This is a genomic window from Pseudomonas sp. LBUM1640, assembly GCF_059716225.1.
Window position 1 is genome coordinate 2,197,718 of the sequence record NZ_CP166816.1, and the last position, 25,542, is coordinate 2,223,259.

Annotated in this window: 21 protein-coding genes; 10 read left to right on the top strand and 11 right to left on the bottom strand. The window is 60.2% G+C overall.

Annotation, left to right across the window (positions count from 1 at the left end):
- Positions 1–14: 14 nt before the first annotated feature.
- The 6 genes from ACA065_RS09930 to ACA065_RS09955 form a co-directional block, all read right to left on the bottom strand.
- Complete coding sequence (locus ACA065_RS09930; protein WP_497694341.1) at positions 15–1,754, bottom strand: dipeptidase; 1,740 nt, start codon at positions 1,752–1,754, stop codon at positions 15–17.
- Positions 1,755–2,061: 307 nt separating this feature from the next.
- Positions 2,062–3,279 (bottom strand): phospholipase D-like domain-containing protein, encoded by a 1,218-nt coding sequence (locus ACA065_RS09935; protein ID WP_497694342.1) that lies wholly within the window; start codon positions 3,277–3,279, stop codon positions 2,062–2,064.
- A gap of 54 nt (positions 3,280–3,333) precedes the next feature.
- Entirely contained in the window at positions 3,334–3,981 is a 648-nt protein-coding gene (locus tag ACA065_RS09940; protein ID WP_497694343.1) for a MotA/TolQ/ExbB proton channel family protein, read from the bottom strand.
- A gap of 17 nt (positions 3,982–3,998) precedes the next feature.
- Positions 3,999–6,281 carry a TonB-dependent receptor gene (locus ACA065_RS09945; RefSeq protein ID WP_497694344.1) on the bottom strand — a complete coding sequence of 761 codons (2,283 nt, stop codon included), beginning with the start codon at positions 6,279–6,281 and terminating at the stop codon, positions 3,999–4,001.
- 24 nt (positions 6,282–6,305) lie between these two features.
- The gene (locus tag ACA065_RS09950; protein ID WP_497694345.1) at positions 6,306–7,040 is read right to left on the bottom strand and encodes an energy transducer TonB family protein; all 735 of its coding nucleotides are present in this window, start codon (positions 7,038–7,040) and stop codon (positions 6,306–6,308) included.
- Between the two features lie 2 nt (positions 7,041–7,042).
- On the bottom strand, positions 7,043–7,450 hold the full coding sequence (locus ACA065_RS09955) for an ExbD/TolR family protein (protein ID WP_005786670.1): 408 nt from the start codon (positions 7,448–7,450) through the stop codon (positions 7,043–7,045).
- A 190-nt stretch (positions 7,451–7,640) separates the two neighbouring features.
- Between ACA065_RS09955 and ACA065_RS09960 the strand changes: the two genes are divergently transcribed.
- Both ACA065_RS09960 and ACA065_RS09965 read left to right on the top strand, forming a co-directional pair.
- A complete protein-coding gene (locus ACA065_RS09960) occupies positions 7,641–8,195 on the top strand; it encodes a GNAT family N-acetyltransferase (protein WP_497694346.1) in 555 nt (184 codons plus the stop codon).
- Complete coding sequence (locus ACA065_RS09965; RefSeq protein ID WP_497694347.1) at positions 8,192–9,766, top strand: alkaline phosphatase D family protein; 1,575 nt, start codon at positions 8,192–8,194, stop codon at positions 9,764–9,766. The genes ACA065_RS09960 and ACA065_RS09965 overlap by 4 nt, the downstream gene beginning before the upstream one ends.
- A 53-nt stretch (positions 9,767–9,819) precedes the next feature.
- Here the strand turns inward: ACA065_RS09965 and ACA065_RS09970 are convergent, their stop codons facing one another.
- Positions 9,820–10,446 carry an alanyl-tRNA editing protein gene (locus ACA065_RS09970; protein WP_497694348.1) on the bottom strand — a complete coding sequence of 209 codons (627 nt, stop codon included), beginning with the start codon at positions 10,444–10,446 and terminating at the stop codon, positions 9,820–9,822.
- Between the two features lie 89 nt (positions 10,447–10,535).
- Here ACA065_RS09970 and ACA065_RS09975 point away from each other — a divergent pair, with 89 nt between their 5' ends.
- A complete protein-coding gene (locus ACA065_RS09975) occupies positions 10,536–11,468 on the top strand; it encodes a LysR family transcriptional regulator (protein ID WP_497694349.1) in 933 nt (310 codons plus the stop codon).
- Between the two features lie 140 nt (positions 11,469–11,608).
- On the opposite strand, the gene ACA065_RS09980 is transcribed toward ACA065_RS09975, so the two are convergent.
- Positions 11,609–12,016, bottom strand: coding sequence for a PA2817 family protein (locus ACA065_RS09980; protein ID WP_497694350.1), 408 nt, complete (start codon positions 12,014–12,016; stop codon positions 11,609–11,611).
- A 75-nt stretch (positions 12,017–12,091) separates the two neighbouring features.
- Positions 12,092–14,539 carry an acyl-CoA dehydrogenase gene (locus ACA065_RS09985; protein WP_497694351.1) on the bottom strand — a complete coding sequence of 816 codons (2,448 nt, stop codon included), beginning with the start codon at positions 14,537–14,539 and terminating at the stop codon, positions 12,092–12,094.
- A 191-nt stretch (positions 14,540–14,730) separates the two neighbouring features.
- On the opposite strand from ACA065_RS09985, the gene ACA065_RS09990 reads away from it, so the two are divergent.
- The 4 genes from ACA065_RS09990 to ACA065_RS10005 all read left to right on the top strand — a co-directional run bounded on the left by ACA065_RS09990 (position 14,731) and on the right by ACA065_RS10005 (position 17,907).
- A complete protein-coding gene (locus tag ACA065_RS09990; protein ID WP_497694352.1) occupies positions 14,731–15,390 on the top strand; it encodes a transglutaminase-like domain-containing protein in 660 nt (219 codons plus the stop codon).
- Positions 15,391–15,446: 56 nt separating this feature from the next.
- The gene (locus tag ACA065_RS09995; RefSeq protein ID WP_497694353.1) at positions 15,447–16,064 is read left to right on the top strand and encodes a glutathione S-transferase family protein; all 618 of its coding nucleotides are present in this window, start codon (positions 15,447–15,449) and stop codon (positions 16,062–16,064) included.
- A 134-nt stretch (positions 16,065–16,198) separates the two neighbouring features.
- Complete coding sequence (locus ACA065_RS10000) at positions 16,199–17,131, top strand: ABC transporter ATP-binding protein (protein WP_497694354.1); 933 nt, start codon at positions 16,199–16,201, stop codon at positions 17,129–17,131.
- The gene (locus ACA065_RS10005; protein ID WP_053128662.1) at positions 17,128–17,907 is read left to right on the top strand and encodes an ABC transporter permease; all 780 of its coding nucleotides are present in this window, start codon (positions 17,128–17,130) and stop codon (positions 17,905–17,907) included. Before ACA065_RS10000 ends, ACA065_RS10005 begins: the two co-directional genes overlap by 4 nt.
- 1,090 nt (positions 17,908–18,997) lie before the next feature.
- Here the strand turns inward: ACA065_RS10005 and ACA065_RS10010 are convergent.
- Positions 18,998–19,543, bottom strand: a complete 546-nt coding sequence (locus ACA065_RS10010) for a TetR/AcrR family transcriptional regulator (protein ID WP_497694355.1) — start codon at positions 19,541–19,543, stop codon at positions 18,998–19,000.
- 91 nt (positions 19,544–19,634) lie between these two features.
- Here ACA065_RS10010 and ACA065_RS10015 point away from each other — a divergent pair, with 91 nt between their 5' ends.
- From ACA065_RS10015 to ACA065_RS10025, 3 genes are all read left to right on the top strand, one after another.
- Complete coding sequence (locus ACA065_RS10015; protein WP_497694356.1) at positions 19,635–20,822, top strand: MFS transporter; 1,188 nt, start codon at positions 19,635–19,637, stop codon at positions 20,820–20,822.
- Positions 20,823–20,936: 114 nt separating this feature from the next.
- A complete protein-coding gene (locus ACA065_RS10020; protein ID WP_497694357.1) occupies positions 20,937–22,085 on the top strand; it encodes a TDT family transporter in 1,149 nt (382 codons plus the stop codon).
- 67 nt (positions 22,086–22,152) lie between these two features.
- Positions 22,153–24,027, top strand: a complete 1,875-nt coding sequence (locus tag ACA065_RS10025; RefSeq protein WP_497694358.1) for an MFS transporter — start codon at positions 22,153–22,155, stop codon at positions 24,025–24,027.
- A 1,159-nt stretch (positions 24,028–25,186) separates the two neighbouring features.
- Here ACA065_RS10025 and sugE read toward each other — a convergent pair.
- Positions 25,187–25,501 carry a quaternary ammonium compound efflux SMR transporter SugE gene (gene sugE, locus ACA065_RS10030; protein ID WP_017136389.1) on the bottom strand — a complete coding sequence of 105 codons (315 nt, stop codon included), beginning with the start codon at positions 25,499–25,501 and terminating at the stop codon, positions 25,187–25,189.
- Between the last annotated feature and the right edge of the window lie 41 nt (positions 25,502–25,542).

The window sequence follows — 25,542 nt, forward strand, 5'->3', positions numbered from 1 at the left end:
GGGCTCAAAGGGCGTCAGAGCTTCGGCAGCTGCCCGACACGGCTCATCATTTCGGTGACGATCTGCAGGTCCAGCAGGAACTGGTCGACGGTCTTGAACTCTCCGTCGGTGTGCCCGGTGTACTTCACTTCCGGGCGCGCCAGGCCAAATTGCACGCCATTAGGCAGTTCATGCACGGACGTGGCACCGGCTGACGTGCCGAACTTGTGTTCCATACCGAGGTTTTCGCTGGCCACCGCCAGCAAGGCTTTCACCCACTCACCTTCAGGGTTGCGGTACATCGGCTCGGCCACCGAGTAGGTGAAGTCCACCTTGACCTGGGTGTGCTTGTCCCAGGCGCTCAACTTGTCAGCAATTTGTGCCTTGAGTTTTTCCGGGGTTTTGCCCTTCGGTACGCGCAGGTTCACCGCCAGTTTGAAGGCTTTGGCGTCCTGGCCAACAAAGGTCAGCGAGGTGGTCAGCGGCCCCATGAACGCATCGGAGAAGCCCACGCCCAGCTTGCCACCGAGGTAATCCAGGCCCCAGTTGTCGGCGGCGTAACGCGCGGCGTCGGTGATGTGGTTGTGCTTGAGGGCGATCTTGCCGTCGACACTGTTGATCAGCTCGAGCATGCGGGCGACCGGGTTGACGCCCGATTGCGGCTCCGACGAGTGAGCGGACACGCCGGTGACCGTCAGCTTGACCTCTTTACCGACGACCTTGGCCGCCACGGTGAAATCACCGCCATGGCCCTTGGCGTATTCCTCGCCGGCTTGTTGCAGGCTGGCGGCCAGTTCCGCAGGCTTGTCGCTGACCAGGGTGGCCACCGACACCGAAGGAATCTGGTTGGTGGCCATGCCGCCGGTCATCGAGATAATTTCCGCGCCTTTGCCTTCACCTTTGCGCACCGGGAAGGTGGCCATGACAGTGCCGTAGCCTTTCTCGGCAATCACCACCGGGTAGCCACCGTCCAGCGCCAGGTTGTATTGCGGCGTTGGGTTGTGTTCGAAGTAGTAAGGAATCGCGTCGCCGGAGGTTTCCTCAGTGGTGTCCACCAGCAGCTTGAAATTGCGCGCCAGCGGCAGCTTTTCTTCCTTGATCACTTTCATGGCGTACATGGCCACCACGATGCCGTTCTTGTCATCCTCGGTGCCACGGCCATACATGCGGTCGCCGATCAGTGTGACCTTGAACGGGTCGAGCTTGGTGCCGTCCTTGAGCACCCAGTTTTCTGGCGTCACTGGCACCACGTCGGCGTGGGCGTGGATACCGACCACTTCATCGCCGCTGCCTTCCAGGGAAATTTCGTAGACGCGGTTGTCGACGTTACGGAAGTTCAGGTTAAAGGCCTTGGCCAGGCCCTGGATCTTGTCGGCGATCTTGAGAAATTCCGGGTTCTTGTACTGCGGCAGGCCGTCGACGTTGAAGGTCGGAATTTCGACCAGTTCGCGCAGGGTTTCGAGCGCGGCTTTGCCGTATTTAACGCGGGTGTAAATGCCCAGCAGGCGATTGATTTCGTTCTGCTGGTCGGCGGTCAGGGTTTTGTTGGCGAGAAAGGCGTCGATGGCCGGGCCGACGTCGGCGGTTTTGCCCAGGTCGCCCTTGGCCAGGGTGCCGAGGAAACCACGGAAATCGGTGGCCGATGTTTCGCTGAAGCTCTTCAGAATTGTCGCGCTTTGTTCGGCGGTGATGTTGGCGAAGGCAGGCGTGGCGACGGTGCAGAGGCTGGTGGCGAACAGGGTCGCAGCAACCAGCTTTTTGAGTGGGAAGTGCATGGCTAGAGGCATTCCTTTGCAAAATAGGAGTGGGAAATTTCTGATCGAAATGTCAGAAACATTTTCACACACTACCATCACGAAGGAGCGATGTGGGAGGCCCGGATGAAGGAAATGTCCTACTTAAATTCCCGAGATGTAGAGATTCAAATGTGGGAGCGGGCTTGCTGTGGCGAGCAAGCTTGCTTGCGCTGGGGTGCGTAGCAGCCCCTAAAAGCCGGCTCCGGCTGCGCTGTCGAACGGGAGCAATCTCTTGCCACAAAAGCCCGCTCCCACAGGGGATTTCGGTGAAGTTTGAAATGGGTGATCAAGGCTTGCCCGGATGCGGCTCCGGGTATTGCGCCGCTACATCCAGCGCCTTGGCATACGGCCCGTCCCACAACTGCTCATGCAATTGCCCTACACGCTTGGCCATCGCCTCACTGCGCATCACCACCTCCAGGTTGCGCGAGTTATCCAGATATCCGCCCAACCAATTGCTGGTGCCGACCCACGCCACTTGCCCGTCGATTTCCATGGTCTTGCTGTGGATCACCCGTGCGTAAGGGATAAACCCCTGCTTGGCCTCGGGCAGGGTGACGATCTTGACCTGCACGTTAGGCAGCACGGCCAAGCTTTTGAGGTAGGGCAGTTCCAGTTTGTCAGTGTTCCAGTTGGACACCATCAGCTTGACCGACACCCCACGCGCGGCGGCGGCGCGCACGGCGTTGTCGATCACCGCGTAGTACGGCCGGGTTCGATCCGGTCCGTAGGACAGCGGTGCGTAGTCCAGCAGTTGCACGCGGACTTCTTTCTTGGCCTCGCTCAACAAACGTGGCAATTCCAACTGCGAATCACCCACGCCCGGTGGGTTGTAGCGTTGCGGGCTGGCCACCAGGTAATTGCCGGTGCGTGCAGGTTCTGGGCGGGTCGCCGGCAACGGCACCGGTTTGTTTTGCGCCAGTGCTGCCTGGGCTTGCCAGTCTTGCTCGAAGATCGCCTGGACCTGGCCGACCACTGCCTTGTCCGTGATCCGCAGCCCGGTCTCGTGGATATGTTCCAGTGAGCGCCAATCAAAATTCTGGCTGCCGATAAACGCCTGCTGGCCGTCCACCAGCATGTATTTGGCGTGGATAATGCCGCCGCTCAGTTGCCCATAGGACAGCACGCGGAAGGTCAGGTTGGGAATCGCGCGCAGGCGTTCCAGGGTGGAGGCCTCCGACAACTTGATGCCTTTTTCTTCCAGCAAAAAGCGAATCTTCACACCGCGTTTGCCGGCGGCTTCCAGGTGTTCGATAACCGTGTCCATCACCGAGCCGGGATGGTCGGCCGCGTAGAACTGGCCGATATCGATACTGCTTTTCGCGCCGTCGAACAACTCGATCCACACCGGCCCCGGCTGGCGCAAATCGGCAGTGCCAAGGGCGGTATCCACCGGCACCGTGTGTACCAGTTCAAAGCCTGGAATTGAAAAGTCCGCTTGGGCAAGCGGACTGAGCAATAGGCTGGCGAGGCCCGCGATACGTAACTTCATCGATAGGGACATAGGTGTCTCGGCAGGCAAAAGAAAGGCGGGCGCCTGACGGGCCCGCCTCGAAGGTTATGCAGTGCGGCTGTGCAGTGGGGTCGGCACCAGGTGCGGCACTTCACCCTGAATGCGAGCGCCGGTGGCGGCACGAATCAGCAGGATTTTCAGCTGGTCGTTGATGCGCTCCAGGCTGTCCTGGAAGAAGTTGTGGAACACCACGCAGAACAGCGCGATGGCAATCCCCAGGCCGGTGGCAAACAGGGCCGTGCCGATACCACCGGAAATCTGCCCCGGGTCGGACACGCCGGCACTGGCCAGGGCCTTGAAGGTGTCGATGATGCCAAGAATGGTGCCCAGCAAACCCAGGAGCGGCGCGGCCGTGGTGATGGTTTCGATGATCCACAGGCTGCGCGACAGCGGCGCGCGAGTCTTCAGGTACTGGGTTTCGATTTCATCGTCCAGGTCCTTGCGTGAACCGTTGGAAGCCTTTTGCGCCAGGATCGGCAGCACCATGTTCAGCGGCAGGCTGTCGCGGCGGGTCAGGCCCTCAGGCAAGTCACGCTCGCTGTGCACGTTGGCACCCAGCACCTCGGTCAAGGCACGGGCCTGGCGGCGCACGTAGGCGAAGTAAATGCCGCGCTCGATGCTGATAAAAATCGCAATCGCCATGGCGGCGTACATCACATAAAAGGTGATGTCGTGAAGCAGGTTCATGTCCATGATCTTTAGCCTCGCAGTTAGAAATTCGCTTCCAGGGAAACCGTGACGGTACGGTCCAGGCCAACGATGTAAGCCGGGTCGCCATCGCGGAAACCGCTATAGCTCGCCGCGTTGGTCTTGGTGGTGTACACGCCGTCCAGGTACTTCTTGTCGAACAGGTTGTCGACGTTCAGGCGCAGGGTTGCGTCCTTGACTACTTTCTTGTCCACGGGCAGGTAGATACCGGCGCCGAGGTTGAAAATGGTGCGCGCAGAGATGGCTTCGTCGTTGGTCAGATCGCCATAGAGCTTGCTGGTGAACTTGCCGCCGAAGGTGCCGTAGAAGCGCCCGTCGTCATAGCCAATGTTGGCCGCCAGCATGTTGGTGGGCACGTTGGCGAACTGCTTGCCGCTGGTGGGCAGCACGATGGGCTTGCCACCGCTGAAGACGGTCAAGTCATCCTGTTGCTTGGCGCTGGTGTAGGTGTAGGAGGTGTAGTAGTTGAAGTGGTGGGGCAACTGGCCGCTCCACTCCAGTTCCAGGCCTTTGTTGATCACGGTGCCAGCGTTGATGTCGGCCGAATCACCGTTGCTGTCCAGCGAGGTGAGCTGGCGATTCTTGAACTGCATGTAGAACAGGGTGGCGGCGAGGGTGGTGTCTTCGCCGGTGTAGCGCCAGCCCAGTTCCTGGTTCCAGCTCAGTTCCGGCTTGGCGTCGAGCGAGCCGACGCCTTTGTCGTACAGCACATAGTTCTGCGGGATACGCATGTTGCGCGACAGGCTGTAGAACAGTTGGTCACGCTCGTCGATCTGGTATTTCAGGCCGGCGTTGGGCAGCAACTTGTTATAGGTCTGGTTGGCTTTGCCCGGTTGCTCGGTAATGCTGCCGTGGTTGGTGCCTTCACGCTCGACATTCATGTAGGCAAGGCCGGCAATCAGCGTCCAGTCCGAATTGATATACCAGGTGTCCTGGGCCCAGACTTTCTGCGCCGGGGTCACGGTGTAGCGGTCGCGACCCTGTACGGTGTTGCCGTTGGCATCGACCACGGCGTTGCCGTCCGGCCAGGTGTCGCTGGGCTTGCCGCTGTCTTTGAGGGCAATGAACGGCTGGGTCTGGCTTTGGCGGGCGCGTTCGTACCAGTAGCCGAATTGCAGGCTATGGTCGCCCAGGTCCCAGTTCAGCTTGGTGGTGATGCCCGGGCGCCAGGTCTGTGTGCGCGAAGGGCGGTAGTAGACGCCGGTGGTCGAGGAACCGTCCGCATTGTATTGGGCCGCCGTCGGCAGGTTGCCGAGGTCGAACACGCCGCCCTTGTTCGAGCCGCTGTTCAGTGCATAGGCGGAGGAGCCCACGCCGCTGCCGTTGCCGTAGTAGTAATACGGGATCACCGAGAGGGACAGGTTGTCGCTCAACTTGTACTGGGTGTTGAGTACGGCGGTGAAGGTCTGGAACGGGTTCTGCGCCAGGTCGTAGTAGCTGCTGATCTTGCCGTTGGCGCCCAGCGCCGGCTTGGCCGGGTAGGGGTCATATTTGCGGCCGTACTGCTGGAACTGGGCCTTGGTCAACTGGCTGTAACTGTTGTTGTCTTGCTCGTGGTACTTGAGGATCAGGTTGGCCGTGTTGCCGTTGCCGGCGTCGAAGAAGCTGTTCCACTCCACCTTGTCCGCCCGCACCGCACCGGAGCCGCGCCACATCTGGCCTTCAGTGTGGGAGGCCGACAGCCAGTTGCTCAGGCCGTTGACTTCACCGGTGTTGAGGCGGGCGAAGGTTTTGCGGGTGGCGTTGCTGCCGACGATTTGTTTGACGAAGGCACCAGTTTCCTTGGTTGGGCGAATCGTCACGATACCGATGTTGCCGCCGCTGGAACCGATGTGCGGGCCATCGGCTTCAGAAGAACCCTGGGTGACAAAGATCTGGTCGATGTTTTCCGGGTCGCCCAGCAGGTTGGAATACAGTGCGTAGTTGCCGGAGTCGTTGATCGGCATGCCGTCGACCGACATACCGACCTGGTCGGAGTTCATGCCGCGCATGGTGAAGCGGAAACCCGAGAGGCCAGTATTGTCCTCGCTGGAGATGTTCAGCCCCGGCGTGTATTTGAGCTTGTCGATGGCGTTGCCGGTGGCTGCCTGCTTGTCCAACGCTTCCTTGGTGATGGTCGAGCGGCCTTTGGCGCTCTCTTCCTGGACCATGTAACCGCCCCCCGCGGTTGCCTTGCCCTGTACCCCAATAGTCCCGACGTCACTGTCGCTGGTGTCTGCCATGACCACTCCGTGGCTCATGCTAGTCGCGGCAACGAGTGCCAGATGAATACGTGTGAACCTCATCACTGTCGTCCTGGTGTCGGGTGCTTATTGCACGCTGTAGTTGAAGGTGGCGGTGAAGCGTTGCTCGTTACGGCCCCCGAAGGCTTGTTCGGGGAACGGCTTGACCTGCTTGATGCGGCGCAGGCTATTGGTAGCGGCCCGATTGAGCAGCATGCTCGGCGCCGGGGTCTGGATCCCGGAGTCGAGGACGCGGCCTTGTCGGTCCACCATCAACCAGATCACCACCTCGCCACTGGGGCGTTCAAGGGACGCCTGGCGCCCGGTGGGGTATTGCTTGTACGTGTCCAGCTCGTTGCGCAGGCCTTTGAGGTAACCGCCTTCGAGTGCCTGGCCGTCGACCTTGGGCGGCGCCGGTGGGGCGGGCGGCGCTGGAGGCGCGACGACGGCGGCCTGTACCGGCTTGGCTGCAACCGGTGGCGTCGGCGTGGGCGTTGGTGCCGGCTTGGCGGCCACGACAGGCTTGGGCTTGGGCACCGGCTTGGGTTTGGGTTCAGGTTTTGGCAGCGGCTTTGGCGGCGGTGGCGGCGGGGCCGGTTCGGCCTCTTCGTCCTCGATTACCGGTGGCGGTGGCTCCTGCTCCACCACAGGCTGGGGAATCACTTCAGGCTCCGGCTCGACCAGGGCCAGCTCGACCGCCGACTCGTCGTACACCGGCTCGACTTTCAATGTCTGTGACTGGATGCCCATTGCAATCAGCACCAGGGCGATCAGGGCCGGGACACTGCCCAGCAGCTGACGCGCACGAAACAAGACGTACATGTTCAGGACTTACGCGTGGCAATGGACACGGAGGTAAAGCCACCCAGGCGCAGGGTGTCCATCACTTCCACCAGGCGCGAGACTTCAACGCCCTTGTCACTGTTGACGATGATGGTCGATTTGGTATCGGGCTTTTCGGCGGCCTTCAGCGCCGGCACCAACGCGTCGACCGTGAGGTCCTTGCCATCGAGTTGCAACTGACCTTCCAGGCCCAAGGTCAGGATGAATTTGTTCTGCGGTTTGAGCTGCTGTGAACTGCTGGCGCTGGGCAATTGCGTCTTCATGCCGAGTGCTGGAATCACGTTCAGACTCACCAGTACGAAAAACACCAGGAGGAACATCATCACGTCGATCATCGGGATCAACTCGATGTGCGCCTTGCGTTTCTTGGGTTCATCCCAGGTTCTCATTCTGTTACCCCGTTATTGAATTAGGGGCGACACGCTAACAACCAAAAATGACCGAATGGTTAACTTTAATTTACGTTTTAAAGGCTCTAGGACGTGTCTTACAGGGTATTCACCTTGCAGTTTTGTGACGTAATGCAATTGACATGAAGGCCGTACATTCTTGAAGAATTTATCTCGAGAGCCCGCTCGTATGCCCACTGCATTGCCGCATTTATCCACCTCGCGACTCCTGCTGCGCGCGCTGGAAATGAACCAGGCCGAGGTGCTTTGTGCACTCGTCAACGGGCCGAACATTGCAGACAACACGGCCAATATTCCATCGCCCTATACCGTGCACACCGCCCAGGACTTTATTGCCGGGGTCGCGGAAAAATTTCGCACGGGTGAGGTGCTGAACCTGGGGATGCATGTGCAAGAAACCGGCGCGCTGATCGGCATGGTCAGCCTGCGTCTGAATGCCCGTCATCACGCTGGGCATTTGGGCGGCTGGGTGGCGGCGCACGCTCGCAACCAGGGTTATGCGGCAGAAGCAGCCAGCGCGGTGATGGACTTCGGGTTTACCACGCTGGGGTTGCAGCGCGTCGGTAGCCAATGTTTTGGCCGCAACAAGGAATCGGCGCGGGTCATGCAGAAAATTGGCTTGCGCTATGAAGGCTGTATGCGCGAAGCGTTCCTCAAGAACGGTGTGTATGAAGACTTGCTCGGCTTCGCCACCGTGCGCGATGACTGGGAGCGCGCGTTGTGAGTGGCGAGGTGGACCATGGCCGGCGGCGAGTCCTCACCGGGCTGGCGGTCGCCACGGCGTTTTCCATCCTCAGCCCGTTTGCACGCAGTGCGGGTGTGGATTACCCGTTCACACTCGGCGTGGCCTGCGGCGACCCGCTGCCGGATGGCTTTGTGATCTGGACGCGCCTGGCGCCGTTGTTCAACGCAGCGGATGGCTGCGGTGGTTTGAGCCGCGCAGTACCGGTGCGTTGGCGCGTGGCCAGCGATGCGGCGATGACGCGCATCGTCAAGCAGGGCGAGGTCATGGCGACCGAGCGGTTTGCCCATTCGGTGCATGTCGAGGTCGCGGGGTTGGCGGCGGGCAGGCCGTATTGGTATCAGTTCGACGGCCTTGGCGCACAGAGCCCGGTGGGCCAGGCACGTACCACGCCGCCGCTGCACGCCATGGCGGCGGCCAGCGTGGGGTTCGTCTCCTGCTCGCACTGGGAGCGCGGCTATTTCAGCGCATATCGCCACCTGGCGGCCGAGCAACCCGATTTGGTGTTTTTCCTTGGTGACTACATCTACGACAGTTCCTATGCGCCGGACTCGGGCAAGATCATCCGCCCCCATGGCAGCGGCAATGCCGTGAGCCTCAGTGACTACCGCAACCGCTACGCGCTGTATAAAACCGATCCGGACCTGCAGGCCTTGCACGCGGCGGCACCCAGCGTGGCCACGTGGGATGACCACGAAGTGCAGAATGACTACGCAAACCGCTGGTCACAGGACCCGAAGATTCCGGTGGAGCAGTTTCTAAGGCAGCGGGCGGCGGCGTACCAGGCGTTTTACGAACATATGCCACTGCGCGCCAGCAGCGTGCCGAAGGGTCCGGACATGCGCATTTACCGGCGCCTGGATTACGGCCGGTTGGCGCGTTTTCATGTGCTGGATGGCCGGCAGTACCGCTCGGAGCAACCGTGTATCCCCGCCAATGGCAGCCATCAGGGGCACATTGCGGCCAACACCTGTGCGGACTTGCGCGACCCCGGCCGCACGATGCTGGGTTGGCAGCAGGAAGCCTGGTTGGACCAGGGCTTTGCCCAGTCGCAGGCGCAGTGGAATGTGATCGCCCAAGACTTGCTGGTGGCCCCGCTGATCCAGCGTGACCTGACTAACCCCAACGTCGGCCATTGGACCGATGGCTGGGACGGCTACATGGCCAATCGTTCACGGATGCTGGCGTCTATTGAACGCCATAAGCTCAAGAATCCGGTGTTCTGGGGCGGCGATATTCATTCGTTCTGGACCACGGACCTGCATGCCGATGGCAACAACCCGGACTCGCCCATCGTCGCCACCGAATTTGTCGGCAGCTCGGTGACCTCCGATGGCCCGCCGTTTGAGGCGTTCAGCCAGATCTTGCCGCTCAACCCGCATGTGAGGTTCTTCGACAGTCGCCAGCGTGGGTATGTGTCGGTGCAGCTTGAGGCTGCGAGGATGCTGACGAACTATCGGGTGATTACCGACCCACGTGACCCGGCGGCGACAGTGTCGACCCTCAAGTCGTTTGTGGTGGAGTCGGGGAGGGCGGGGGCGATTGCGGTTTGATGGGTTTTTTGATTGGGTGCAGGCTCGCCACAACAAGCGAGCCCGTATGCCTGTCAGTTGATTTCATAGCGCACCGACAGCGCGCCCTTTTTTTCCGACAGGGCCAAAATTGTCACTTGGCCCAGTTCGCTCAACGCTTGCACATGGGTGCCGCCACAGGCGTAGGCGGGCAGGTCGCCGAAGCCCACTTCGCGGCTGCCATCTTCCAGCCTCATATGACGCGGGTAGCCCTCGGCGATCCACTGGTTGATTCGTGTTTGAATCGCCTCGGCGTCGATGGCTTGCGCCGCTTGCCCACGAATAAAGGTGATTTTGCCTTCGCCCGGCCAGTGGTGGGCCTTGATTGGCCTCCAGCCCAGGCTTTCCCCTGCATTGCCAATCAAATGCCCGGCCGAATGCAGGCGCGTGTGCAGGGCGCGGCGTTGTTCATCGACCCGCGCGATGATCGGGCCGGGCTCCACGGGCCGGTCGACGTAGTGCACCACGCGGTCGGCTTCCTGGCTGACGCGCAGCACCTGGCTGTCGCCGAGCCAACCGGTGTCGAACGGTTGCCCGCCGCCCTGCGGGTGGAAGATCGTCGACTGCAGCGTGACGGCAAACTGGTCCTCGTGCGGCGTACAGGTCAGCACTTCAAGCTCGGCAGTCAGGTGGTCGTGGGTAAAAAACAGGCGCTCGGTCATCATCTACATCCGCGTCAGGGTTCTACGGGCAGTATAAATAGTGCGCAGATGAGTGATAATCCGTTCAATTATCAATGGACCTGTGCGTCATGAGCATCAATCTTCCTTTGCCGCTGCTGGGTGAAATGGCGATTTTCGTCAAAGTGGTAGAAACCGGCAGCTTCTCTGAAGCGGCGCGACAACTGAGCGTTTCACCTTCGGCGGTGAGCCGCAGTATCTCGCGATTGGAACAGGCCCTGGCCACCCGTTTGCTGCAACGCACCACGCGTAAATTGCGCCTGAGCGAAGGCGGTGAAGAGGTGTTCAAGCGTTGCCAGGAGATGGTCAACGCCGCGCGCTCGGTGATGGAAATCAGTGGCCAGTTCAACCATGAGGCCGAGGGCCTGGTACGAGTCAGCGTGCCTAAGGCCGTAGGGCGTTTTGTGGTGCACCCGCATATGCCGGAGTTTTTGCGGCGCTATCCCAAGGTGGATGTGCAGTTGATCCTTGAGGATCGGCATGTGGACTTGATCGATGACAATGTCGACCTGAGTATCCGCATTACCGACAGCCCGCCGCCGGGTTTGGTCGGCCGGCAATTATTGCCCATCGAACACTTGCTCTGCGCCACGCCGCAGTACCTGGCCGAGCATGGCACGCCAGGCCATCCGCATGATTTGCTCGAGCACAGCTGCATCTACCTCGGCGAAACCCCAGGCGATTCGCGCTGGAAATTTCGCCAGGCTGGCAAGGCGGTAACGGTTGGCGTTCGTGGGCGCTACGCGGCGAACCACACCGGGGTGCGGCTGGATGCGGTGTTGCAGCATGTGGGGATTGGCAGCTTGCCGTATTTCACGGCGCGGCACGCGTTGGAGGCGGGGAGTTTGGTGCAGGTGTTGCCGACGTGGGATTTTATTGCGTCCTACCATGGCGAGGCGTGGTTGTTGCATTCGCCGACACGGTATTTACCGCCGAAGTTGCGGGTGTTTATTGATTATCTGGTGGCGTGTATGGCGAAGGAGCCGACGTTGCGCCGACGGTAGGAACGTGTGTACGGCTGTTGTGGCGAGGGAGCTTGCTCCCGTTCGACTGCGTAGCAGTCGCAAGCTTTTGGGGGCGCTGCGCACCCCAGCGGGAGCAAGCTCCCTCGCCACAACAAGCCAATTCATGACTACGCTGCAGATCAGTGCTTGCTCTGATCCTGCGGCATGGCCAGCAGCTGCTTTTCCTGGTTCCAGTCGAACGGTTCGTCGTTCTGTTCCGCTTCAAAGCGACGCTCTTCCAGGGCCTGATACAGGTCCAGCTCGTCATCCGGCATAAAGTGCAGGCAGTCACCGCCAAAGAACCACAGCAGATCGCGCGGCACCAAGTGGGCGATTTGCGGGTAGCGCAGGATGACCTGGCTCATCAGGTCCTGGCCCAGGTACTGGCTTTCGATCGGATCGATCGGCAGCAGGGCGCGCAATTCGTCGAAACGCTCCAGGAACAAGGTGTGGCTTTCCTCGGGCACCTGTTCGGCTTCGCCAACGGCAACCAGGATGCTGCGCAAGTGGTCGAGCAAGACGAGATGATCGGCAACGATGTTGGACACGCGATAAGTCCTCTAAAGCAAAAACGGGCGCGAGAGTATATAGCTCAAGCGCCCGTATTTATATGACCGCTGGTATCAGCGGACTTTACCCTCAGCCTGGGTCAGCTCTTCCTTGCTGAAATCATCCACGTCGATGACCTTGCGCCGCGCCGCTTCGGCGTCGCGCAGGGTTTGCGCCTCGGCCGGTTGCAGCACCCCGGCATGCAGCGCGGCATCAATGGCATGCTCCCCGGCAGATGGCTTGACCTGGCCGCTTTTCAGCGCCGCATGCAGTTTTTTCTGCAGCGGATGGCTGGCGCCGAGCAGGTCATAGGCATGTTGCAAGGCGCCCACCGGATCGTCCGCCGATTGCGGGCGGTAGCAGCCGGCCAGCAGTTCTTCGAGGGTCGGATCGCCTTTGGCGCGACCGATGACGGCAGCCACTTCGGCATCCAGTGCGTCGGACGGCCCGGTATGGCGACGGCCAAACGGGAACACGATCACCCGCAGCAGGCAACCGAGCACCTTGTTCGGGAAGTTGCTCAGCAGCTCATCCAGCGCGCGCTCCGACTCGCCGAGGCTTTCTTCCATTGCCCAGGCGAACAGCGGTTCCAGGTGGTCCGGCGAATCCAGGTCGTGATAACGCTTGAGCGCGGCCGAGGCCAGGTACATGTGGCTCAGCACATCGCCCAGGCGCGCCGACAGGCGTTCGCGACGTTTCAATTCGCCGCCCAGCAGCATCATGCTCAAGTCGGCGAGCAGGGCAAATGCGGCGGCCTGACGGTTCAATGCGCGGAAGTAACCCTGGCTCAGGCGGTTGCCCGGGGCTTTCTCGAAGTGACCCACGCCCAGGTTCAGCACCAATGTGCTGGCGGCGTTGCTCACGGCGAAACCGATATGTTGCATCAGCAGGCCGTCGAATTCCTTCAGTGCCTGGTCATGGTCTTCACGACCGGCCAGGGCCATTTCCTTGAGCACGAACGGATGGCAGCGAATCGCGCCCTGGCCAAAGATCATCAGGTTGCGCGAGAGGATATTCGCGCCTTCTACGGTGATGAAGATCGGCGCGCCCTGCCAGTTACGGCCCAGGTAGTTGTTGGGGCCCATGATGATGCCCTTGCCGCCATGCACGTCCATGGCGTGGCTGATGCATTCGCGGCCACGCTCGGTGAGGTGGTACTTGAGGATCGCCGACAGCACCGAGGGTTTTTCCCCCAGGTCCACCGCGTTGGCGGTGAGCATGCGTGCGCTGTCCATCAGCCAGGCGTTGCCGCCGATCCGCGCCAGGGCTTCCTGGATACCTTCGAAGGCCGACAGTGGCACGTTGAACTGCTCACGCACCTGGGCGTACTGGCCGGTCACCAGGCTGGTGAACTTGGCTGCGCCGGTGCCCACCGCAGGCAGCGAGATCGAACGGCCTACCGACAGGCAGTTCATCAGCATCATCCAGCCCTTGCCGAGCATTTCCTGGCCACCGATGAGGAACTCCAGGGGGATGAATACATCCTTGCCGGAGTTGGGGCCGTTCATGAACGCGGCGCCCAAAGGCAGGTGGCGACGGCCGATTTCTACGCCGGGGGTGTCGGTCGGAATCAGCGCCAGGCTGATGCCCAAGTCTTCTTCTTCACCCAGCAAGTGGTCTGGGTCATGTGCCTTGAAGGCCAAGCCGAGCAAGGTCGCGACCGGGCCCAGGGTGATGTAGCGTTTTTCCCAGTTCAGGCGCAGGCCAAGGGTTTCCTTGCCTTCCCACTCACCTTTGCAGATCACGCCGGTGTCAGGCATGGCGCCGGCGTCGGAACCGGCCAGCGGGCCCGTCAGCGCGAAGCACGGAATATCGTCGCCACGCGCCAGGCGCGGCAGGTAGTGGTTGCGTTGTTCATCGGTGCCGTAATGCAGCAGCAACTCGGCCGGGCCGAGGGAGTTGGGCACCATTACGGTGGAGGCCAGGTCGCCGCTACGGGTCGCGAGTTTCATGGCGACCTGGGAGTGGGCATAGGCGGAGAAGCCCTTGCCGCCGTATTCCTTGGGAATGATCAGGGCGAAGAAACCGTGCGTCTTGATGTGTTCCCAGGCGGCGGGCGGCAGGTCCATGGCCTGGCCGATTTCCCAGTCGCTGACCATCGCACAGAGTTCTTCGGTGGGGCCGTCGATAAACGCTTGTTCTTCTTCGGTCAGTTGCGACTTGGGATAGGCCAGCAACTTGTCCCAATCGGGGCGACCGCTGAACAGTTCGCCATCCCACCACACGGTGCCAGCATCAATCGCGTCGCGCTCGGTCTCGGACATCGGCGGCAGGACTTTCTGGAACCAGCTGAACAGCGGTTTGGTGAAGTATTGACGGCGCAGGTCGGGCAGCAGCAAGGGCAGGGCCACGGCTGCGATCAACACCCAGAAGATCAGCAGCAGCCAACCCGGTGCGTGGCTCCAGGCGCCCATCGCCAGCAGGTAAACGGCGACCACGCCCAGGGCGGGCAGGGGCGCGGTGCGGCGGTGTGCCAGGTAGGCAATGCCGACCACCAGAACCAGTATCCACAACAACAGCATATTCAATCCTCCGTGAAACCAGGGGCGAAACCACCATGGAGCTTAGTCGGCATCCGAAAAAGCGCGGTGATCAGGGTGTTACGAGTTGTACAGCTGGCGCCGATCACCAGGCGCCGACATTTGGCCGAATCGTCGTTATCGCAAGGGCAGACCAGTCGTTAGACTCAAGGCTTCCTTCGGAGATAACGCGCATGGATACGTACCTCAATCCCAGCCGCTTCATCGATAGTGACCACCCTGCGGTGGTGGAGTTCGCCGAAAAACATCGCGGTCCCAGTGCGGATTTACGTGACCAGGCAGTCAGTCTTTATTACGCCGTGCGTGAGGCGATTCGCTACAACCCCTACACCTTCAGCCGCGACCCCGGCACCCTCAGCGCCAGCTTCGCCCTGGCTGGCGGTGAGAGTTACTGCGTGCCCAAGGCCACCTTGCTCGCTGCCTGCGCCCGCCACTGCGGGATCCCGGCGCGCATCGGCCTGGCAGACGTGCGCAATCACCTGTCGACGCCGCGCCTGATCGCGTTGCTCAAAAGCGATGTGCTGGCCATGCACGGCTACACCGAGTTGTACCTGCGCGGCCGTTGGGTCAAGGCCACGCCGGCGTTCAACAGCCAACTGTGCGAGTTATTTGATGTGCCGCCGCTGGGGTTCGATGGCATTAATGACAGCGTGTTTCACGCGTTCAATCGCCAGGGCCAGCGCTCGATGGAGTACGTGCTGGACCACGGGCAGTTTTCTGACGTGCCCGAGGGTTTTTTCTTCGCGCATATTCAGCAGTGTTACCCGCACCTGTTCGCCGAAGATATGCCGCAACAGTTGGGCGATATGCAGACCGATTTAAGCCGCGCGTGAACCGGCGTATGCTGCTGCGTTCATCAAGCCATGTTCATCAACGATAAGGCGCGGTCATGCTGAAAATCTGGGGTCGTAAAAATTCATCAAACGTCAGGAAAGCACTGTGGTGCGCCGAAGAGCTCGGCCTGGACTATGAGGCAATTGATGCGGGCGGGGCTTTTGGTGTGGTCGACACGCCGCAATACCGAGCGTTGAACCCCAATGGCCGGGTGCCGATGATCGAAGATGGTGACTTTGTGCTGTGGGAGTCCAACACCATCGTGCGTTACCTCTGCGCCAAGCAGGCGTCGAGCTGGTATCCCAACGACCTGCAAGCACGCGCGAATGCCGAAAAGTGGATGGATTGGACCACTTCGACCCTCGCCGAACCGTTCAAGGCGGTGTTCTGGGGCATCCTGCGCACACCTGCCGAAAAGCAGAACTGGGACAGCATCAATGCCGGGCGCCAAGCCTGTATCGATGCATTGAGCACCGTCGACAAAGCCCTTGCCGAGCAGCCTTACCTGTCCGGCAACGAAATCGGCATGGGCGATATTCCCCTGGGCAGCTTTATCTACGCCTGGTTTGAAATGCCCATCGAACGCCCTGCGATGCCCCATCTAGAGGCTTGGTATCAACGCCTGCAACAGCGCTCGGCGTACCGCAAAGCCGTGATGACCGCGTTGACTTAATACCCACTATTAATACGGGTGACTGTACTTGTGCGGCGCGCGCAAGCACCATGCTTGTCATGCGCCGCCGTTGAACTACCTGGGCTGCGCCCTCATCTACTGTTTCTATTCCCTTCTTTGGTGCGTATTCCGATATGAGTTCCGCTCTGTCAATCCGGCAGCTAACCAAAACCTACGGCAACGGTTTCCAGGCCCTGAGTGGTATCGATCTGGACGTAGCCGAAGGTGACTTCTTCGCGTTGCTCGGCCCTAATGGCGCTGGTAAATCCACCACCATCGGCATTCTCTCGACACTGGTCAACAAGACCAGCGGCACGGTGAATATCTTTGGTCATGACCTGGACAAATCCCCGGCAGCGCTCAAGCGCTCCATCGGCGTGGTGCCCCAGGAATTCAACTTCAACCAGTTCGAAAAGACCTTCGACATCGTCGTGACCCAGGCCGGTTACTACGGCATCCCGGCGAAAATCGCCAAGGAACGCGCCGAGCAGTACCTGACCCAACTGGGCCTGTGGGACAAGCGCGATGTGCCTTCGCGCTCGCTGTCGGGTGGCATGAAGCGCCGCCTGATGATCGCCCGTGCGCTGGTGCACGAACCGCGCCTGCTGATCCTCGATGAGCCGACTGCTGGGGTGGACATTGAACTGCGTCGCTCGATGTGGGCCTTCCTCACCGAGCTGAACGAGAAGGGCATCACCATCATCCTCACCACCCATTACCTGGAAGAGGCTGAGCAGCTGTGCCGCAACATCGGCATTATCGACCACGGCACCATCGTCGAGAACACCAGCATGCGTAACCTGCTGGGCCAGTTGCATGTGGAAACCTTCCTGCTCGACGTGAAAAACAATCTGTCGGTGGCGCCGCAGTTGCTCGGCTACCCAAGTCGCCTGGTCGACGCCCACACCCTGGAAGTCCAGGTGGACAAAGCCATGGGCATCACCGCGCTGTTTACCCAGCTGGCTGCCCAGAACATTGAAGTGCTGAGCCTGCGTAACAAAACCAATCGCCTTGAGGAGTTGTTCGTGTCCCTGGTGGAGAAAAATCTGGCGAAGGTGGCGGTATGAGTTCCGAACTGCAACCCAACCTTGTCGCGCTGCAGACCATCGTCTACCGCGAAGTAAAGCGCTTTACCCGGATCTGGCCGCAGACCCTGCTGCCGCCGGCGATCACCATGGTGCTGTACTTCGTGATTTTCGGTAATTTGATCGGCCGTCAGATTGGCGACATGGGTGGTTTCACCTATATGGAGTACATCGTGCCGGGCCTGATCATGATGTCGGTGATCACCAACTCCTACGGCAACGTGGTCTCCAGCTTCTTCGGCAGCAAGTTCCAGCGTTCCATCGAAGAACTGATGGTCTCGCCGGTATCGCCGCACACAATTCTGATCGGCTACACCTTGGGCGGCGTGTTGCGGGGCTTGATGGTCGGTGTGATCGTGACCTTGCTGTCGCTGTTCTTCACCCACCTGCAAGTGCATCACCTGGGCGTGACTATTCTGGTGGTGGTACTGACGGCGACGATCTTCTCGCTGCTGGGCTTTATCAATGCCGTGTTTGCGCGCAACTTCGATGATATTTCGATCATCCCGACGTTCGTGCTGACGCCGCTGACCTACTTGGGCGGGGTGTTCTACTCCATCACCTTGCTGCCGCCGTTCTGGCAGACCGTGTCGCTGGCCAACCCGGTGCTGCACATGGTCAACGCCTTCCGCTACGGCATCCTGGGGGTGTCGGATATCAAGATCAGTGTGGCGATTACCTTTATGCTGGTGGCCACTGTGGTGCTGTATATCGGGTGCGCACGGTTGCTGGTGAGCGGGCGCGGGATGCGTACGTAAGCAGTCAGTCAGTCAGTTGCAAAGAACGGCCTCTTGATGAGGTCGTTTTTTATTGGGTGCCGCTGGGTACATATCCGTTGTTTAGGTGATGGCTTGGATGGGTTCCGCTCTTACAGCGGGTCACTTTTGAAAAGAGCCCAAAAGTAACCAAAAGGCTCTTGCCCCACCACTCGGCACCTCGCCTCCGGCTCGGTGTGCCCTCACGCAGGCTTTGGAGCGGGGGCCGCCGCGATGGGCCATCCTTGGCCCAGCGCGGCTAAACCGGCGTCCTGCCGGTTTACCCCCGCTCCAAAGCCTGCGTGAGGCCAGCGTGGTTTAACGGGGCGCCTAAGATCAAAATCAAGATCAAAATCTACAGCACGGCGGCCTAGTAGCCGACCTGAGTGGTTGAATCAAAAGCAAAGCCAAGGCGGCCTGACAGCCGACCTGATGGTAAAAGCTGAACTCGATTAAATGTGGGAGGGGCGGTGCGACGGTTCGACTTGCTCCCGATGGCGGTGTGTCAGTTTATGCATTGGTGAATGGCCCACCGCATTCGCGAGCAAGCCCGCTCCCACATTTTGAGCTCAGTACATCAGGTAGATGTGTGTGTACTCGGTCAATGTGGGAGCTGGCTTGCCTGCGAAGGCATCAACTGGGTTTGCCTGATATACCGAGGTGTCTGCATCGCAGCGGTTCGGCGGTCCGACAAGCCAGCTCCCACACAAAAGCAGCTCTGCTTCTGATCTGTTTTTGCTGTGCTGTTGCCCTGCTTTTGCTTCAACCACTCAGGTCGGCTACTAGGCCGCCGTGCTGTAGATTTTGATCTTGATCTGACAGGCCCCGTTAACCACGATGGCCGGAGTGAGGGCATGCCGAGCCTTAGCGAGGCACCGAGTGGTGGGGCAAAGACCTTTTGGTTACTTTTGGCTGGGCCGGCATTCCGGGCGTTTGCCAAAAGTGACTCGCTGTAAGAGCGAAACCCTAAGCCGCCGTTACCGCAGCAACGGATATGTACTCAGCGGCCCCGCGACAACCACAGCACTCAACCCATAAAAGATGTGTAGATGCCTATGCTGCAAAGCTCCCACAGTTTATCGGCGTTGGGCCCTTAGCCTTTCAGTGCCAGTTCGATCAATTCATGCAGTTCCTCAACCGGCAGCGGCGCACTGGAAAACAGACTGCGATAAACCGTAGGCGCAGCAATCAGATTCAGCAGTCGGTCCAGGCTTGGCAGTACATCAAGGCTGCCCTGGTAACGGTCGAGAATAACCTGCATCTGGCCCATCAGAATGTTGCTGCAATAGTCCCTGGGATGACTGCACTGCACGTCGCGCATCATGTTACGCCCCAGCTCCGAACTCATTTCATCCAGGTATTGTTCGCCCCATGCGCGCAAGTCGCCGCGCAGGCTGCCGGTGTTGGCGGGCTCACTCTCCGGGCGCAGACGCTCCAGGGCCACGTCGGCGAGCAGCGTGGACAGGTCGCCCCAGCGCCGGTAAATGGTCGACGGCGTGACGCCCGCGCGCGCAGCAATCATCGGCACGGTAACGCTGGAACGCTCGTGGGCTTCCAGCAGTTCGCGCGCGGCGTTATGCACTGATTCTTGAACCCGGGCACTGCGGCCCCCCGGGCGAAGGCCTTCTTTTATCGCCATGCGTAAAACCTTAACACAAAGAATTTGCTTTAAGCGCTTCCCGGTAGCACACTCCACAAAAGCAAAATATTAGCTTTAGCGGAGTGTGCACATGCCTAGCGTCATTTCTCAACGTTCCAGTCTGGCGTTCCTGGTCATCACAATGTTGACCTTTCTTGCTGCGTCCAGCGCGCCGACGCCGCTGTATCAGGTCTATCAGGACAACCTGCACTTCTCCGCAGCGATGCTGACGGTGATCTTCGGTGTGTATGCCGTGAGCTTGCTGGCGGCGCTGCTGACTGTAGGTTCGCTGTCGGACCACGTGGGGCGCAAGCCGGTGATTTTCGTTGCCCTGATCCTCAATATTGTGTCGATGCTGCTGTTTATCAACGCTGACAGCACCGCCTACCTGATTGCCGCCCGCGCGCTGCAAGGTTTCGCCACCGGCACCGCAACGGCGGTGCTGGCGGCGACGCTGCTGGACACTGACCGCCTGCGCGGCCCGATGCTCAATAGCCTCGCGCCGCTGCTGGGCATGGCCAGTGGCGCCTTGGGCAGTGGCTTGCTGGTGGAGTACGCACCACGCCCGACCCAATTGATTTACCTCGCGTTGCTGGGGTTGATGGTGCTGCAGGCGCTCTATGTATGGCGCTTGCCGGAAACCGTCAGCCGCATTCCGGGTGCCTTGAAGTCGCTGGCGCCCACCCTGCATGTGCCCGCGCAGGCGCGTCGGGCTTTGTGGCTGGCGATGCCGCTGAATGTGGCGGTGTGGGCACTGGGTGGGTTCTTTTCGTCCCTGGCGCCCTCGCTGGTGCGGACTGCCACTGGTTCAACCTCGCACTTGATAGGCGGCGGCCTGGTGGCGGTCGTGACCTTGAGTGGTGCGGTGATGATTTACAGCCTGCGCGATCGCCCGGCAGACAAGGTCATGCGCCTGTCGGCAGTGCTGTTGGCGGTGGGTGTGACGTTGCTGCTGTTCGCAGTGCAGAGCGCCAGCTTGTGGCTGTTCTTCGTTGCCAGTGTGATCGCAGGTTTGGGGTTCGGCGGTGGGTTTATGGGCAGTGTGCGCAGTATCGTCGGCTTGGCGTTGCCCCATGAGCGGGCCGGGTTGATGTCTGCGTTCTATGTTTTGAGCTACCTGGCGTTCTGCGTGCCCGCGCTGCTGGCGGGTAACTTGAGCCGGGTGTTTGGCCTGATCGCCACCACCGACGGCTATGGCGCCGTGCTCATCGTGCTGGCCCTGAGTGCCTTGGCCGGTTTGCTGTTGCAGGGTTCGACGCGGGCCAAGGCTGCGACCTAGCCACGCTCTGCATATTGGTAAAATAGATAACAGTTAGAGATATTACCCGTTATATAGATATTCGATCAGCTTCTATGATGGTCTCAACCTCATGCGAGGAAGAGGATTGCCAACATGACCTGCTCGACTACCGCCACCTTCAAACCCTTCAGTCACCTGGCCCGCCCACGGGAAGTGATTCGCCAGTTCACCCCCAATTGGTTTGCCGCGACCATGGGCACCGGCGTGCTGGCGCTTGCCCTGGCCCAATTGCCGTTCAATCTGCCCGGCCTGCATGCCATTGCCGAAGGGCTGTGGATGCTCACCGTCGGCCTGTTTGTGCTGTTCAGTGTGTTGTACGCGGCTCGCTGGCTGATGTTTTTCCACGAGGCGCGGCGCATTTTCGGGCATTCCACGGTGTCGATGTTCTTCGGCACCATCCCCATGGGCCTGGCGACGATTATCAATGGCTTGCTGCTGTTTGGGCTGCCGCGCTGGGGCGCCGATGTGGTGCCGTTGGCCGAAGCCCTGTGGTGGCTGGACGTGGCAATGGCGCTGGCTTGCGGCGTGTTGATTCCGTTCATGATGTTCACCCGCCAGGAACACAGCATCGACCAGATGACCGCCGTATGGCTGCTGCCGGTCGTTGCCGCTGAAGTCGCCGCCGCCAGCGGTGGCCTGTTGGCGCCGCACTTGGCCTACGCCCATTCGCAACTGGTGATGCTGGTGACCAGTTACGTGCTGTGGGCGTTTTCCCTGCCGGTGGCGTTCAGCATCCTGACCATCCTGATGCTGCGCATGGCCTTGCACAAACTGCCTCACGCCAACATGGCCGCGTCGAGCTGGCTGGCCCTCGGGCCTATCGGCACCGGCGCGCTCGGCATGCTGTTGCTGGGCGGCGACGCCCCGGCGATCTTCGCCGCCAATGGTTTGCCAGGCGTCGGCGAGATGGCCAACGGCCTCGGGCTGGTGGCCGGCATCACCCTGTGGGGCTTCGGCTTGTGGTGGATGCTGATCGCGGTGTTGATCACCCTGCGTTACCTGCGCGCCGGTATCCCGTTCAACCTCGGCTGGTGGGGCTTTACCTTCCCCTTAGGTGTGTACGCCTTGGCCACACTGAAGCTGGCAAGCCTGCTGCACTTGGGGTTCTTCAGTGTGTTTGGTTGTGTACTGGTGGTGGCGTTGGCGTTGATGTGGTTGATCGTGGCCACGCGCACCGTGCAGGGCGCCTATAAAGGTGAGCTTTTTGTTTCACCTTGCATTGCAGGGCTAGCGAATAAGTAAGCGGGATTAGGTAAAGTCGTGGCCTGAAGATCAACAACAGCCTACAGGCCACGCAGGAACACGGACGATGAGCCACCCCTCACAATTCACCTTGCTGCGCACACGGCGCTTCCTGCCGTTTTTCATCACCCAGTTGCTGGGCGCCTTCAACGACAACATCTTCAAACAATCGCTGATCCTGGCCATTCTCTACAAGCTCACCATCGACGGTGACCGCTCGATCTGGGTCAACCTGTGCGCTTTGCTGTTTATCCTGCCGTTTTTCCTGTTCTCGGCGCTGGCCGGGCAGTTCGGCGAGAAGTTCAACAAGGACGCGTTGATCCGCGCGATCAAAGTCGGCGAGATCGTGATCATGGCCGTCGGCGCCACCGGCTTTTTGTTCAATCACCTGGAACTGATGCTGCTGGCGCTGTTTGCCATGGGCACGCACTCGGCGCTGTTCGGCCCGGTGAAGTACTCGATCATGCCCCAGGCCCTGCACGACGATGAGTTGGTGGGCGGTAATGGCCTGGTGGAAATGGGCACGTTTTTGGCGATCCTGGCGGGCACAATCGGCGCCGGAATCATGATGTCGTCCACCCATTACGCGCCGATAGTGGCCGTGGCGATTGTCGGCGTGGCGGTGCTGGGGTATCTGGCCAGCCGCAGCATTCCGCGCGCGGCGGCGTCTACGCCGCAGCTGCGCCTGAACTGGAACATCTTCAGCGAGTCCTGGGCCACCTTGCGCCTGGGCCTGGGGCAGACGCCGGCGGTGTCGCGCTCGATTGTCGGCAACTCGTGGTTCTGGTTTGTCGGCGCGATCTACCTCACGCAGATCCCGGCTTACGCCAAGGAATGGTTGTACGGCGACGAAACCGTGGTGACGCTGATCCTCACGGTGTTCTCGGTGGGCATCGCCCTCGGTTCGATGCTTTGCGAAAAGCTCTCCGGGCGTAAGGTGGAAATCGGCCTGGTGCCGTTCGGTTCGTTCGGCCTGACCGTGTTCGGGCTGTTGCTGTGGTGGCACTCCGGCGGCTTCCCGCAGAACGTCCAGGCCAACGACTGGCTGGCGGTACTCAGTTACGGCCAGGCGTGGTGGGTGTTGTTCGATATCCTTGGTTTGGGCGTGTTCGGCGGCTTCTATATTGTGCCGCTGTATGCGCTGATCCAATCACGCACCGCCGAAAACGAGCGCGCGCGGGTGATCGCGGCCAACAATATTCTCAATGCCCTGTTCATGGTGGTCTCGGCCATCGTGTCGATCCTGCTGCTCAGCGTGGCCAAGCTGTCGATTCCCGAGTTGTTCCTGGTGGTGTCGCTGCTCAACATCGCGGTCAACACCTACATCTTCAAGATCGTCCCCGAGTTCACCATGCGGTTCATGATCTGGCTGCTCAGCCATTCCATGTACCGCGTGGAGCACCGCAACCTGCAGCTGATACCGGATGAAGGCGCGGCCTTGCTGGTGTGCAACCACGTGTCGTTTGTTGATGCGCTGTTGATTGGTGGCGCGGTGCGTCGGCCGATTCGCTTTGTGATGTATTACAAGATCTACCGTTTGCCGGTGCTCAACTTTATCTTCCGCACCGCCGGGGCGATTCCGATTGCCGGGCGTCACGAGGATATCCAGATCTACGAAAAGGCCTTTACGCGGATTGCCCAGTACCTGAAGGACGGCGAGTTGGTGTGCATCTTCCCGGAAGGCAAGTTGACCGCGGACGGTGAGATGAATGAGTTTCGCGGTGGCGTGACGCGCATTCTGGAGGAGACGCCGGTGCCGGTGATTCCGATGGCGCTGCAGGGCTTGTGGGGGAGCTTTTTCAGTCGCGATCCGAACAAGGGCTTCTTTCACCGGATCTGGTCGCGCGTGGTGCTGGTGGCGGGTGAGCCGGTGATGGTGGAGGCGGCGACGCCTGCGCAGTTGCACGCGCGGGTGGGGGTGTTGCGCGGGAGTGACAGGTAGTTATTTGCGGGCTTTGAAGGTCTCATCGCAGCATAGGTATCTACACATCTTTTTTTATGGGTTGAGTGCTGTGGTTGTCGTGGGGGCCACTGGGTACATATCCGTTGTTTGGGTGATGGCCTCTATTGGTTCCGCTCTTACAGCGGGTCACTTTTGAAAAGAGCCCAAAAGTAACCAAAAGGCTCTTGCCCCACCACTCGGCACCTCGCTGTGGCTCGGTGTGCCCTCACGCAGGCTTTGGAGCGGGGGCCGCCGCGATGGGCCATCCATGGCCCAGCGCGGCTAAACCGGCGTCCTGCCGGTTTACCCCCGCTCCAAAGCCTGCGTTCGGCCAGCGTGGTTGACGGGGCGCCTAAGATCAAAATCAAGATCAAGATCTACAGCACGGCGGCCTAGTAGCCGACCTGAGTGGTTAGATCAAAAGCAAAGCCAAGGCGGCCTGACAGCCGACCTGTTCTTGGAAGCTGAACTCGGTTAAATGTGGGAAGGGGCTTGCTCCCGAATGCGGTGTGTCAGTTGATGCATCTGTGAATGGCCCACCGCATTCGCGAGCAAGCCCGCTCCCACATTTTGAGCTCAGTGCATCAGGTATATGTGTGTGTACTCGGTCAAATGTGGGAGCTGGCTTGCCTGCGATGGCATCAACTCGGTGTACCTGATGTACCGAGGTGTCTGCATCGCAGGCAAGCCAGCTCCCACAGAAAAGCAGCTCTGCTTTTGCTCTGCTGTTGCCCTGCTTTTGCTTCAACCACTCAGGTCGGCTACTAGGCCGCCGTGCTGTAGATTTTGATCTTGATCTGACAGGCCCCGTTAACCACGATGGCCGCAAGCAGGCACGGTGGAGCGGGTAAACCGGCAAGGATGCCGGTTTAGCCGCGCTGGGCCATGGATGGCCCATCGCGGCGACCCGCGGAGCCGGGCCGGAGTGCGGGCACACCGAGCCTAGGCGAGGTGCCGAGTGGTGGGGCAAAGACCTTTTGGTTACTTTTGGGGCGTTTGCCAAAAGTTACTCGCTGTAAGAGCGAAACCCTAAGCCGCCGTTACCGCAGCAACGGATATGTACTCAATCTACCTAACCCCGCCACAGGCCTAATGCAACACAAAAAGTTGCGTAGATACCTATGGCCATCGCTGGCTTGCCTGCGAAAGCGGTCGTGAATCAGGCGCTGATCTTGAGGCCAACGAGCCCGCAAATAATCAACGCCACACTCGCCAACCGAAACAGCGCCATGGATTCGCCAAACAGAATAATCCCGGCAATCACCGTGCCCACCGCCCCTACGCCGGTCCAGATGGCATAGGCGGTGCCCAGCGGCAATTCTTTCATGGCAAGGCCCAGCAGACCAAGGCTGATGGCCATGGCGGCAATCGTCAGGGCCGTCGGCAGTGGCTTGCTGAAACCGTCGGTGTACTTCAAGCCGACTGCCCAGCCGACTTCAAACAACCCGGCAAAAAACAGAATGATCCAGGACATGATGACCCTCTCTTCTAAAAGTGGGGTCGTCCCCTGAATAA